9 protein-coding genes are annotated in these 12,019 nt (G+C 59.0%); 4 read left to right on the forward strand and 5 right to left on the reverse strand.

Translation table 11 applies throughout. The annotated features are described in order from the left end of the window. Positions 1-47: 47 nt before the first annotated feature. On the forward strand, positions 48-1,403 hold the full coding sequence (locus ACH2A7_RS11380; RefSeq protein ID WP_394962052.1) for a sulfatase-like hydrolase/transferase: 1,356 nt from the start codon (positions 48-50) through the stop codon (positions 1,401-1,403). 151 nt (positions 1,404-1,554) lie between these two features. Here the strand turns inward: ACH2A7_RS11380 and ACH2A7_RS11385 are convergent, their stop codons facing one another. The 3 genes from ACH2A7_RS11385 to ACH2A7_RS11395 form a co-directional block, all read right to left on the reverse strand. Beyond that, positions 1,555-2,391, reverse strand: coding sequence for a carbohydrate ABC transporter permease (locus ACH2A7_RS11385; RefSeq protein WP_394962053.1), 837 nt, complete (start codon positions 2,389-2,391; stop codon positions 1,555-1,557). A 4-nt stretch (positions 2,392-2,395) separates the two neighbouring features. Further along, the gene (locus ACH2A7_RS11390; protein ID WP_394962054.1) at positions 2,396-3,298 is read right to left on the reverse strand and encodes a carbohydrate ABC transporter permease; all 903 of its coding nucleotides are present in this window, start codon (positions 3,296-3,298) and stop codon (positions 2,396-2,398) included. A 76-nt stretch (positions 3,299-3,374) separates the two neighbouring features. After that, positions 3,375-4,697 (reverse strand): extracellular solute-binding protein, encoded by a 1,323-nt coding sequence (locus ACH2A7_RS11395; RefSeq protein ID WP_394962055.1) that lies wholly within the window; start codon positions 4,695-4,697, stop codon positions 3,375-3,377. A gap of 277 nt (positions 4,698-4,974) precedes the next feature. Between ACH2A7_RS11395 and ACH2A7_RS11400 the strand changes: the two genes are divergently transcribed. Further along, positions 4,975-7,125 carry a helix-turn-helix domain-containing protein gene (locus tag ACH2A7_RS11400; protein ID WP_394962056.1) on the forward strand — a complete coding sequence of 717 codons (2,151 nt, stop codon included), beginning with the start codon at positions 4,975-4,977 and terminating at the stop codon, positions 7,123-7,125. 59 nt (positions 7,126-7,184) lie between these two features. On the opposite strand, the gene ACH2A7_RS11405 is transcribed toward ACH2A7_RS11400, so the two are convergent. After that, the gene (locus ACH2A7_RS11405) at positions 7,185-8,531 is read right to left on the reverse strand and encodes a fucose isomerase (RefSeq protein WP_394962057.1); all 1,347 of its coding nucleotides are present in this window, start codon (positions 8,529-8,531) and stop codon (positions 7,185-7,187) included. A 138-nt stretch (positions 8,532-8,669) separates the two neighbouring features. Then, entirely contained in the window at positions 8,670-9,680 is a 1,011-nt protein-coding gene (locus ACH2A7_RS11410) for a LacI family DNA-binding transcriptional regulator (protein WP_394962058.1), read from the reverse strand. 184 nt (positions 9,681-9,864) lie between these two features. Here ACH2A7_RS11410 and ACH2A7_RS11415 point away from each other — a divergent pair, with 184 nt between their 5' ends. Together ACH2A7_RS11415 and ACH2A7_RS11420 are read left to right on the forward strand one after the other, a co-directional pair. After that, positions 9,865-10,716 carry a ketose-bisphosphate aldolase gene (locus tag ACH2A7_RS11415; RefSeq protein ID WP_394962059.1) on the forward strand — a complete coding sequence of 284 codons (852 nt, stop codon included), beginning with the start codon at positions 9,865-9,867 and terminating at the stop codon, positions 10,714-10,716. A 25-nt stretch (positions 10,717-10,741) separates the two neighbouring features. After that, positions 10,742-11,911 (forward strand): diphosphate--fructose-6-phosphate 1-phosphotransferase, encoded by a 1,170-nt coding sequence (locus ACH2A7_RS11420; protein ID WP_394962060.1) that lies wholly within the window; start codon positions 10,742-10,744, stop codon positions 11,909-11,911. Positions 11,912-12,019: the final 108 nt, after the last annotated feature.

Here is a 12,019-nt window from a genome sequence, read left to right on the forward strand (position 1 = left end):
AGATTCTGCGGCAGCCTTTTTATGATTTTATGAGAGGAGAGATCGCCATGAAGCAGAACATCCTGCTGTATTTCACCGATCAGCAGCGAGCGGATACCTGCGGCTGTTACGGGCAGAGCCTTCCGCTGACGCCGCACCTGGACGGGCTGGCCCGGGAGGGGACGATGTTCGAGCACGCCTTCACGGCCCAGCCGGTGTGCGGGCCTTGCCGTGCCCTGTTTCAAAGCGGAAAATGGCCCACCGAAACCGGTTGTTTCCGCAACAAGATCATGCTTCCCACCCGGGTGAAACCATTGGGCGAATACATGGAGGAGGCGGGATATGAGACCGCCTACATCGGCAAATGGCACCTGGCCAGCGAGGGGGAGATCGGCAAGCCGTCGGTGATCGACCATTCCCGCACGGCCGTTCCCAGAGAACTGCGGGGCGGCTACACCGGCTTCTGGCGGGTGTCGGACGTGCTGGAATTCACCAGCCACGGCTACGACGGCTATGTCTTTGACGAGAACGACCGCCGCATCGATTTCAAGGGCTACCGGGCGGATTGCATCACCGACATGGCCCTGGAGTTCTTCGATCAGTACGACGGCAAAAAGCCGTTTTTCATGACGGTCTCTCACATCGAGCCCCATCATCAGAACGACCGCGGGCATTACGAAGGCCCGATCGGGTCCAAAGAGAAATATAAAGACTACCAGCCGCCGAAGGACCTGGAAGCTCTTGGGGGCGACTACCGGGAGGAATACCCGGACTACCTGGGGCAGGTGGCTTCGCTGGACGAAAATCTGGGCAGGATGATCGCGCGGCTCAAGAAGGAGGGACTGTATGAGAATACCGTCATCCTCTTTGTTTCCGACCACGGCAGCCACTTCAAGACCCGCAACCGGGACAAGCATCTGAACGGTGCGGACGACTACAAGCGCTCCATGCACGACGCCTGCCTGCGCGTCCCCTTTGTGATCGCCGGCGGGCCGTTCAGGGGCAAAGGCTGCTTCAAAGACATCGTCAGCACCGCCAGCCTGCCCAAGACCATACTGGGTCTGGCGGGCGTGCGGGTGGGCGACGCTATGATCGGCGAAGACCTGGCGGACGTGGTGCAGGGTAAGTGCCCCCACCGGCGCAACGAGGCCTTCGCGCAGATCTCGGAGAGCCGTGTGGGCCGGGCGATCCGCACGCCGGACTATGCCTATTCCGTCTACGCGCCGGGGCTGAACGGCTGCGAAGCGGCGGACTCGCCGGTCTATGCGGACGATTTTTTGTACGATCTGAAACAGGACCCCTACGAGCTGAACAACCTGATCGACGATCCGGCCTATGCCGAGGTGAAACAGCAGCTGCGCCTGAAGCTTTTGACGTGGATCCAGGAGGCGGAAGGGAAGAGCCCCGTCATTACGGACGATTGAATGGCCACCCGGTGCGCGACGACGCACAAGGACCGCCGCCCCGGCCGGGGCGGCGGTCCTTGTGTTCTGAAAATTTGCGGCGCCGGTCTGCAAAGAGCTCTTCCGGTCGGGTCGATGGTGCCCGGCCCCCGGAACACGGGCGCGGAAGCGCTCATCCTTTGATGCCGGCGGAGGCCACGCCCTTCACAATGTATTTTTGGAAGATGATGAAAACGATGATGATGGGAAAGGCAAGCAGGGCGCCCGCGGCCATTGTAAGGCCCATGCCGGTGAGATACTGGGAACGGAATACCGGCAGACCAACGGGGATCGTCACAAGATCCGGCTCGGTGATGGAGATGAACGGCCACAAAAAGTCGTTCCAGCTTTGCATGAAGATCAGAATGGCCAGGGAGGACAGCGCCGATTTGGAAAGAGGAGCCGCGATGCCGAAGCATATCCGCAGCCAGCCGCACCCGTCGATCTTCGCCGCCTCGAAGAGGGCGGAGGGCAGACCGTCGAAGAAGCTTTTCAGAATGATGACGGCAAAGGGGGTGGCAATGGCGGGAACGATCAGCGAGAAGCGGGTGTTCAGCAGCCCGATGCTCTGAAACTGGGTGTAAAGCGGAATGAGCGTCGCCTCACGGGGGATCATCATGCCGATCATCACCAGAAGAAAGACAGCGGTTTTTCCGGCAAAGCGGATCTGTGAGAAGGCAAAGGCCGCGAGCGTGCAGATCAAAAGCACACAGACGGTGGTGATCGTGGCAATGATCGTGCTGTTCAAGATCCAGCGGAAAACGTCCGCCTGCGGATGATGCAGCACCGCTTCGATGTTCTCCATCGTGAACGGGGGCACAAACCAATTGCGGATCTTTGTCGTGTCGACGCTTTCCGGCTTGAAAGTTACCACCGCCATCCACACGATCGGGATAAGCCACAGCAGGCACAGACCATACGCTGCCGCGTTGACAAACAATTTGGGGAGGAACCCCGTCTTTTTTTGCATCCTGTTACGCCTCCTGCCGATTCATGATCTTGAGCTGGACGATGGATACGGATAGAATGACGAGCAAAAGTACAAAGGACGCGGCGGAGGCCTGACCGATTTGGAAGGTCGTGAAACCGGTCTCGTACACATACTGCAACAGCGTGCGGCTCGCGCCCGCCGGGCCGCCGCTCGTGATCAGGAAGACCTGGCCGAAGATCTTGAAGGATGCGATCGCCTGCAAAAACAGCACCAGCAGGTGAGTGCGCTTGAGGCAAGGGATGGTGATCCGCATGATCCGCTGCAGACCGGTGGCGCCGTCGATGGCCGCCGCTTCGTACTGCTCGGCGGGGATCTCCTGAAGACCCGCCAGATAAATCAGCATATAGTATCCGGTGTTCCACCAGAAAGTCACCATCACGATGGAGGGCCAGACCAGGGCCTCGCTGGTCAGCCAGAAAATCTCCTGCTTGATCCCGATCGCGTGCAGGCCCGCGTTCAGGAGGCCGGTGTAGGGCTGGAGAAGGTTCAGCCAGATCACAGCCGTAATGGAGACGGCCAGGATGTTCGGCAGGAAAAAGGTGGAACGCACAAAGGTGCGGCCCAGCAGCAGCTTGCTGTCCACGATGAGGGCCAGGACCAGCGCGCCCAACATGAAGATCGGCGTCGAGATCAGCACATACAGAAGGGTGTTGGTGAGCGCTTTCCAGAAAACGGGATCGCGAAACAGGCGGAGGTAGTTGTCAAATCCAATGAAAACCTTTGCGCCGGTGATGTTCCACTTGAAAAAACTGATGATGAACCCCTGGATCATCGGGTAAAGACTGAATACCGCATAGACCGCGAGAAACGGAAGGAGAAAGGCATAGCCGGCGAAGGTGTCCCGCGGCGCGGAGCGGCGCGTTCGGGTGGGGGAGGTGTGAAGCATGATATCGCCCTCTTTCAAAAAGCGGGAGCAACATACGATGAGATGTTGCTCCCGCCCAAGATTGTTTAGTTGCAGATCAGAGATTCGGCAGAAGCTGGTTCAGATTATCGCGAACCTGTGCGACGGCTTCCTCGGGAGTGATGGTGCCGAGCATCCCTTTCTGGATCGGATCGGTGACTTCGGCGATCTGGTGCAGATTGGCGTTGGGGATGGTGTAGATCGGGACCGCCACGTCCAGCGTGGATTCATAGTACTTGGGCCAGGGCATATTGGCAAATTCCTCGGTCTGCGTAGAGGGCACATAGGCGGGCAGATGACCGGCCTCGGCCCATTTGTAGTTGTTGTCGCCCCACCATTTGATGAATTCCAGGATGGCTTTGGTCTTGGCGTCGCTCATGTCGTTTTTCTGGGGGATGATAAAAGCGTGGTTCGTGGTCACAAGAGCGTTCTTGACCCCCAGCTGAGGGAAGGTGGTCACGCCAAAATCGTCGCCCAGCGCGTCCGCGGCGGCAGAGACGTTCCAGGAGCCGTCGATGTAGAACGGGACCTGGCCGGCTTTGAACATATCCAGATCGGCCGGGGGAGTCAGGTTCTCCAGAACATAGTCCGCGTAGATCTTCTGATACTTGGTCAGCGCTTCAACGGCCAGCGCCTCGTCAAAGTTGACGGTGCGGGTCTCAAGGTCTACAAAATCGTGTCCGCCAAGCTGCTCGTACATGGTCAGCCAGCCGAGCACCAGCTGAGGAGGACGCATGGTCAGCGCCAGGGGATCGGCGATCCCGGTCTTGTCGGCGGCGGTCTGGAGCATGGACATGAAGTTGTCATAGCCGGGCTCCAGCTTCAGGGAACCGTCCTCGTTCAGAAGGCCGGTGTCCGCCAGCAAGCGCTTGTTGTACATCAGGACCCGGATCAGATTGTCGCAGGGAACAGCGTAGTACTCTCCATCCACCTCGGCGGCCTGCATCGCTGCGGGGGTGTAGCCGCCAAAATCAATGTCCACGCCAAGGCGCTCGGCCTCGCTGCTGATGGGCACCAGCATACCGTCCGCCTGCAGTCCCGTGACGAAACCGCCGATGTAGGAAATGGCGAAATCGGGGCCCTCTCCGCTCATCATGCCGGTTTTCAGCTTGGTCGCGAACTGGGTGAAATCCTGCTGCTGGAAGTCGATGTGGACATTCGGATGGGTGCTGTTGTATTCCTCAAAGATCTTGCTGGCAACGGTCACGTCGCCGCCGTCCCACATGGTCCAGAAGACCAGTTCGATGGGTTCTTCCGACGACTGCCCGGAGGAGTTTGCGGCGGAAGGTTCGGATGCGGAGGGGGTGTTCGCCCCGCAACCGCTCAGGATGCCGGCGGAGAGAGCCAGCGAGAGCAACACAGCGATAAGTCTCTTTTTCATGGTGATTCTTGGATCCTCCTTCTTGTGCAAAAATTTTTGGCGTGATAAAATAGAGAAAACGAAGTTTGTAAAATACGGTCTGTACACTCGTGTGTTCAAACAGCGCCATTTGCGTGCCGGCTGCAAACGATCCGTGTTTTGTTACTCACAGCATACCACGCCGCCTTCCCTGTGGGCAATAGGCGGTTTCTGCTCTCAAAGAAGGCTTTTTTACGCCGCTGCGCGCGGGTGCAAATTCTGCAAATAGAGCACAAATTCTGCATAGGGGGAATGGAACGTGGCGGATACGTCCAAGCGCACAAGGTATTTCCTTCGCTATCTGGCGGCGTTTTGTGTGCCGGTGCTGTGCATCACAACGCTGCTTCTCTTTTTCGATTACCGCAATCAGATCTCGGCAACGCAGTCCAGAGGCATCGGGCAGCTGCAGCAGATGGCGGCCAACATAGATTATCTTGAGACCAAGATCCATTCCACGACGCTTCATATGTCCGGAAACGATCGCCTCACAAGTCTGGACACCACCTCATTTGACCCCGCAACGTACACATCGAACCGCATCTTTGGCCTCCTTCACTCCTACGAAAACAATCTCCCGAGCGGCGTGACGATGCTGTACTATCTCCGCGGGGGACAGTACATCTACTCAAACGAAAAGTTTTTCAGCTACAACGATTTCATCGCGAGCTCCGACTATGAGGCCGCGCTCGGACGGGCCGATCTTTACCTGATGCTGAACAGCGTTCAGGAAAAAACGCTGATCGGGCTTGACTCCTATGATGGGTCGGAAGCGTACTGCACGGCCCTGTACTGTCCCATCCCCGAGATCGACGACGCGCCCGAAGCCACGGTGTGCTTTCTGCTTCGCGACGCCTTTTTTCAGGATGTTGCGGAGCAGTATTTTCCGCGGATGGAGGCCTGCGCGGTGGTGACGGACGGGCACCAGCTCGTTTTCAACGGCGCCGCGTCCCTCTACACAGCGGAACAGGCGGTGGAACTGCTGGAAAAGAACCCCGGCAGCGGTGTGATGCGCCTTGCCGTTTCGGAAAAGCCGTTCATCTTTTTGAGAGAAAGATCCGCAAATTCGGACTACAACTACGGCGTCCTGATCCCGGAAGAGATCTTCTTCCAAAACACGGAGCAGAAATTTGGATTGCTCAGCCTGCTGGTGTGTGTGATGCTTCTTTTCAGCATTGCGGCGGCGATGTTTCTGGCATACTCCCACTACATCAGCGTATACCGTGCCAACGAGAGGATCGACTCGGTATCGGAGGAACTGGGGGCCCGCAATCAGCTGATCCGGGAAATGGTGCTGCGAAGGCTCGTGAAAGGGACCATAGAAAACGACGATGAGGCCGTGCTGGCATACAATCTTCGGTGCGCGGGGCTGGATTTTGCCCACCCCTATTTTGCCGTTTTTGTCTGCGACTGGAAGGATCTGACGCTCAGTGAAGACGCGATCACCAATGCGATCGGAGCGCTCAACCGGCTGCGAAACGATTGCGTGGCGATGTATCCCGCCCAGATCCCGGAGGACGACCGCCTCGCGGTGATCCTGAATTTCAGGCAGGCGGAGCAGGATCAGAACGCGATCGCCGCCGAGATCTGCGCGGCCTTGAAGGAGCAGGGGATCGCCGGCTACGCCGCCGGGATGGGGCTTGTGTACGGATCGCCCTTTCAGATCGACGATTCCTATGTGGAGGCGCTTGTGGCCATCAGCGAGGCCATGCCGCTGCTGCCTTGCGGAGCGCATATCTTCTCCACGGCGGAAAAGCTGGATGAGCAGTCGTACCAGTATCCGTATGCGGAATATGCGCTGATCGAACAGAGCATACGCAATGGAAATTCGGGTGTGGCCGTCGATGCGATCAGGCACGTGGTGGAGCGCATCGACAAGATCGGCGCGTCGCCGCTGATCCGCAAGTGCCTGCACTTTGATCTGATCAATATGATCATCAAGGTCGCGGCTACCAGCCGGCATCCCCTCTCCAACGCGGAGATCGCACAGCTTTCCAGCTGGGAGTCGAAGGACGCGCTGACCCAGCAGCTCGAGGGGATCCTCCGGCGGCTGGCGGAGCAGGCCAAAAGCGAGAACGCCGAGTCTCAGAAGAGCGCAAAATTTGCGTTGATCGACTATGTACAGACGAATTTCCGGGACAACGCGCTGACGCTGGAGACCCTGGCGACCCACTTCAACCTTTCCTATACCTATGTCAGCAAGGTATTTAAGGAGGAGACGGGGCACACCTTTTTATCGTATCTCACCCAACTGCGTTTCCAGTATATCAAAAAACAGCTGGAATCAACGGACACGCCGATCAAAGAGATTGCAGCGGCTGCGGGCTACAACGACCTGACAAACTTCATGCGCAAATTCAAAAACGCGGAGGGGATCACGCCCGGGCAGTATCGCACCGGTCATCAGGCATAAAAAGGGAACTCCCGGAGCCCTGGGGCTCCGGGAGTTCCCTTTTTGGCAATAATGGCGGGTCAAAGTTCCACTACGGGAATGTTCAACAGCTTGGCGATGGCGATCATCTTGTCGGCCACATCCTGCCACACAACACTGTAATGGTGGCTCATACCGCTGTCGGCGATCTCCTGCACCAGCTGCAGCACGGGGGTCTTGATCTTGACGTTCACCATCGAGCCGCGGGTGTTGCGCACCGTGGGGATCGCTTCGCCCCGCAGCAGGAACAGGCGATACTGCCCGTCGATGTTGGTGAAGCGGGCGGCTGTCACAGGCCCGGGCTTCAAAGCGCACCAGAAGGAGGTGCCCTGATTGACCAGCGGGTGATTGCACATGGTGACGCCGTCGGAGGTATCGTGCAGGCTGGGCGCGGCGTTGCCGCAGTGCCAGAATGTGACGGTGTTCTCTTTCTCGTCGATGTTGATGAGATCGGTCACAAACGTGGGCTTGCCGCTGAGCATATTCTGCACAATGGCTGCCAGGCCTGCGTCCACATCGCCCTCGCAGGAGATGCCGATGCCCTCGTCCGCCAGGCGGCCCAGCACCGCGCAGGGGGCGGAGTGAAGGTTGCCCATTTCCGGCCAGCATTTCATGGCGGAATAATCATACCCGCGGGCAGGCGCCAGCTGTTTCAGGGCGAGATAAAGGCGCGCGTGGTTTTCCAGATGCCCGTCGGGCAGGGCGCTGATATCCCATGTACCGCTGATGCGGGCCATCTCCGCCTCCACTTCGCTCCAGGGCAGCTGGGCCATGGTGTCGAACACCACCTTCAGGTCAGTCTCTTCAAAGTTGATGCCGAAGGTGCGGCGGATCACGACCTCGTCAAAGGCGCAGTTGTAAAAGGCGGTGGGGCGATAGCCGAACAGACCGAAGGTGAAGCCCTGCAGGTTTTTGATCACCGCGTACGCAGCGGTCAGGTTGTGCAGTTCGGTGACGACCCGCTCTTCCTCTTTGTCGCCGAAGACAACATGATGGGGCGCGTGCAGCCGGGTGAGGCTGGCGCCGTTCATCGCGGCGCAGCACAGGGCGTTGGCGTACAGCCGGTCCTGCCGCTCCCAGCGCTCTTCCCGGGGCGCCCACAAAATGATGGGGCGACGGCAGGCGTCCGCCAGACCGCAGGCGATATCGTCGCCGGTAAACGCGCCGTACACCAGCAGGATCAGGTCCACCTTGTTCTCGGTGAAATATGCGATGCAGTCGTCCAGATCCTCGTGGGAGCACACAAGACGAGAAAAACGGAAGAGTTTGGTCCCGGGCAGGTCGCTCTCCGCCCAATCGCCGTACTCCCGCAGCCGCTTTTCGGGCAGTTCCCGGGGCCAGCGCCCCGAAACAGTCACGGCAAAGCCAACGTTCAGTGCTTTTTTCATAGGAAATTCCTCCTCGTGGCCAAATTATTGTGTGAAACAGAATATAAACACGAGTGTATGCCTTCTGCAAAAATTATATGATATTTCCATTTTTCTGTCAAGAAGGAACGTTCGCGGCGGCGGGATAGGCCCTGTGCGTCAGGTGGTCTTTCGCTCGATCAGCTTCGTGTCGAAATATTTTGTGGAGGCCTTGCCTCCGGCGATCATCTCGTCAAGCATGGTGATGATCGCACGGGCGATGGCGGGACGGTCGATCTCCATGCTGGTCAGCGCGGGGGTGACATAGCTGCTCATGCGGGAGTTGTCAAAGCCGATCACCGAAATATCTTCCGGCACGCGCCGGCCGCAGGCCTGCACCGCTTGCATCGCCACACAGGCCATGTTGTCGTTTCGGCCCACGATGCCGTCCACTTCCAGGCCGCTGTTGAGCCGCGCGCACACGGCGTCGAACAGCTCGTGCTCACTGGTGCAGCCGGTGACGAAGCGGTCGGCGGTGAAGGGCAGGCCGCTCTCCTCCATCTGCGCGCAAAAGCTGCTGAAACGCAGGTCGTCCATCTTGCTGAAACGGCCATGCCGGCTGATGCGGTCGATGTACAGCAGATGCCGCCGCCCCTTGCTTTCCAGCAGCTTCACGCACTCCCGGATCCCTTTGTGCAGCCCGGTGTAGATCCGCCCTGCCTCGTCGCCGATGTTCGGATACTCCCTGTTCATCAAAAGCACCACCGGCACACCGGAGTCGATGAGCCTCTGTACGTATTTTTCGTCAAATCCCGTTGCGCTGATAACGATCCCATCCACAAGGCGGCTGTTGACCTGCGCCACGAACTCGTCGTCGTTCCGGTCGGCCAGAAGAGAGATGAGATAGCCCTTGTCGTAGGCGAGTTTATCCATCTCCTCCACGATCTTGCCAAAGTGCTCGTTGGAGATGTTGTCTGCGATGAACAGGATGTGATTGCTTTTTTTCCCTTTCAGGGTGCGGGCCACGGCATTGGGGTGATAATGCAGTTCCCGCACAGCTGCCAGCACCCGCTCACGCTTGTCCTGCGCCACATAGCGATTGTTGTTCAGCACATAGGAGACCACGGTTTCGGATACTCCGGCCCGTGCCGCCACATCCTTCCGCGTGGGAGTGTTCCTGGTCTGGCTCACGGCAAAATCGTCCTTTCCTCATAGTATTCCACATAATTATTATACCGTTTTGCGATTCTTCGTCAACATGGACAAACAAAATGCTGAAAAGTCCTTGACGAAGGCGTTGCAAAACGGTATACTCAAGATACACACGAGTGTACAGAACACCGACCGGACACCATAATTTGAAGGAGTGATCACAATGCTGACAAACAATCTGGAGCAATTGAAAAAGGCCAGTCGGGAAGGGTATGCCATTCCGGCGATCAACACCCAGGGCGGCAACTACGACATCATCTGGGCGATCTGCAAGGCAGCCGAGGAGCTGCACTCTCCGGTCATTCTGGCGCATTATGTCTCCACGGGCGCGTTCTCCGGCAACGACTGGTTCGTGAACGTGGCGAAATGGTGCGCGAACAAGGTGTCGGTGCCGGTGTCCATCCATTTGGATCACGGGGATGGCTTTCCCATCTGCATGGAGGCGCTGCGCCTTGGATTCACCTCCGTGATGATCGACGGCTCCACCAAACCCATTGAGGAGAACGCGGCGCTCACGCAGAGCGTGGTGAACGTTGCCAGGTGCTTTGGCGTGCCTGTGGAGGCGGAGATAGGGGAATTGCAGCGGCTGGACAACGGCGTTGTGCAGGAGAACAAGAATGTGGCCGACCCGGAGCAGGTGCGCCGCTTTTTGGAGCTGTGCAGCCCGGACACTCTGGCCATCGGTATCGGCAACGCTCACGGCTACTACAAGGGCAAGCCGGATATCAAGCTGGAAGTGCTGCGCGAGGTGCGCAAATTCACCGACATTCCCCTGGTGCTCCATGGCTGCACCGGCATGGACGAGAGCATCGTGAAGGAGGCCATCGGCCTGGGGGTGGCGAAGATCAACTTTGGCACCGAGATCCGCTACAAGTATGTGCAGCACTACGAAGAAGCCCTGCGGGAACTGGATCATCAGGGCCATTCCTGGAAGCTCTCCCAGTATGCAAGCAATGCCCTGTGCGAAGATGTGAAGAAGATCATCCGACTGTCCGGCTCGGAGGGCAGGGCCTGAGCAAACATACAAGGAGGAAACGGAAATGGCGAATATGCTGGTGGTCCACGGCGGCGCGCCCACGGCGGTGATCAACGCGTCGCTTTACGGCGCGGTGAAAGAAGCGAAAAAACACGCCTGCATCGACAAGATCTATGCCGCCATCGGCGGCAGCGGCGCGGTCATCCGGGAACGGTTCCTGGACATGAAGACCGTGGACGAAGAGCGGCTGGAGCTGCTGCCCTTCACCCCCGCCTCCGCCATCGGCACCAGCCGGGACCACCTGGAGCCCGAGGACTACCGGGCCATCGCCCGGGTCGTCCATAAGCATGGCATCAAATATGTGTTCTTCAACGGCGGCAACGGCAGCATGGATGCCTGCGGCAAGGTGTACAACGCCTGCCGGGAGCTGGGCGTGGAGGTGCAGGTGGTGGGCATCCCCAAGACCATCGACAACGACATCGCCGTCACCGACCACGCCCCCGGCTTCGGCAGCGCCGCGCGGTACATCGCGGCCACCGTCAGCGAGGTGAGCCAGGACGTGCGGGCCCTGCCCATCCACGTGAGCGTGGTGGAGGCCATGGGCCGCAACGCCGGCTGGATCGCCGCCGCCAGCGCCCTGGCCCGGTCCGGCAACGGGGACGGCCCCGACCTCATCTACCTGCCCGAGCGCCCCTTTATCGAGGAGGAGTTTTTGGCGGATGTGAAGGTCCTGGTGGAGAAAAAGGGCGGCGTTGTGGTGGTGGCCAGCGAAGGCCTCACCGGCCCCGACGGCAAGCCCGTTGTGGAGCCCGTCTTTCAGGTGGGCCGCGCTACCTACTACGGCGACGTGAGCGCCCATCTGGCGAATCTGGTCATCAAGAAGCTGGGCGTCAAGGCCCGCAGCGAAAAACCCGGCATCTGCGGGCGTGCCTCCATCGCCTTCCAGTCCTCGGTGGACCGGGAGGAGGCGGTGCTGGCCGGCGCCGAGGCGGTGAAAGCGGCCGTAAACGGAAAAACCGGCGTGATGGTCGGCTTTGAGCGCCTGCCCGGCGCGGAGTACGCCGTGCGGCCCATTCTCATCCCCATCGAGCGGGTCATGCTCACCGAGCGCACCATGCCCGACGAATACATCAACGCGCGGGGAAACGATGTGACGGAGGCCTTTGTGGAGTGGTGCCGGCCGCTCATCGGCGAGCCGCTGCGCCCGTTCGTCACCTTCAAAAACGACCTTTGAGGAGGAAACGCGAATGAAACTGGATTTTGAATACGGCCACGGCCTGATGAGCGCCGAACTGCCGGATACCACCGACGTGTTCATCCCCGGCACCACGGTGGCGGACCC

It is taken from the genome of Candidatus Allofournierella merdavium (genome assembly GCF_944382735.1).
In the GTDB taxonomy this organism is placed as follows: Bacteria; Bacillota; Clostridia; order Oscillospirales; family Ruminococcaceae; genus Allofournierella_A; species Allofournierella_A merdavium.

Excerpts from the sequence above, each read along its gene's own strand:
- ACH2A7_RS11380 (WP_394962052.1), top strand. The coding sequence starts at position 48 with ATGAAGCAGAACATCCTGCTGTATTTCACCGATCAGCAGCGAGCGGAT.
- ACH2A7_RS11385 (WP_394962053.1), bottom strand. The coding sequence starts at position 2,391 with ATGCAAAAAAAGACGGGGTTCCTCCCCAAATTGTTTGTCAACGCGGCA.
- ACH2A7_RS11390 (WP_394962054.1), bottom strand. The coding sequence starts at position 3,298 with ATGCTTCACACCTCCCCCACCCGAACGCGCCGCTCCGCGCCGCGGGAC.
- ACH2A7_RS11395 (WP_394962055.1), bottom strand. The coding sequence starts at position 4,697 with ATGAAAAAGAGACTTATCGCTGTGTTGCTCTCGCTGGCTCTCTCCGCC.
- ACH2A7_RS11405 (WP_394962057.1), bottom strand. The coding sequence starts at position 8,531 with ATGAAAAAAGCACTGAACGTTGGCTTTGCCGTGACTGTTTCGGGGCGC.
- ACH2A7_RS11415 (WP_394962059.1), top strand. The coding sequence starts at position 9,865 with ATGCTGACAAACAATCTGGAGCAATTGAAAAAGGCCAGTCGGGAAGGG.
- ACH2A7_RS11420 (WP_394962060.1), top strand. The coding sequence starts at position 10,742 with ATGGCGAATATGCTGGTGGTCCACGGCGGCGCGCCCACGGCGGTGATC.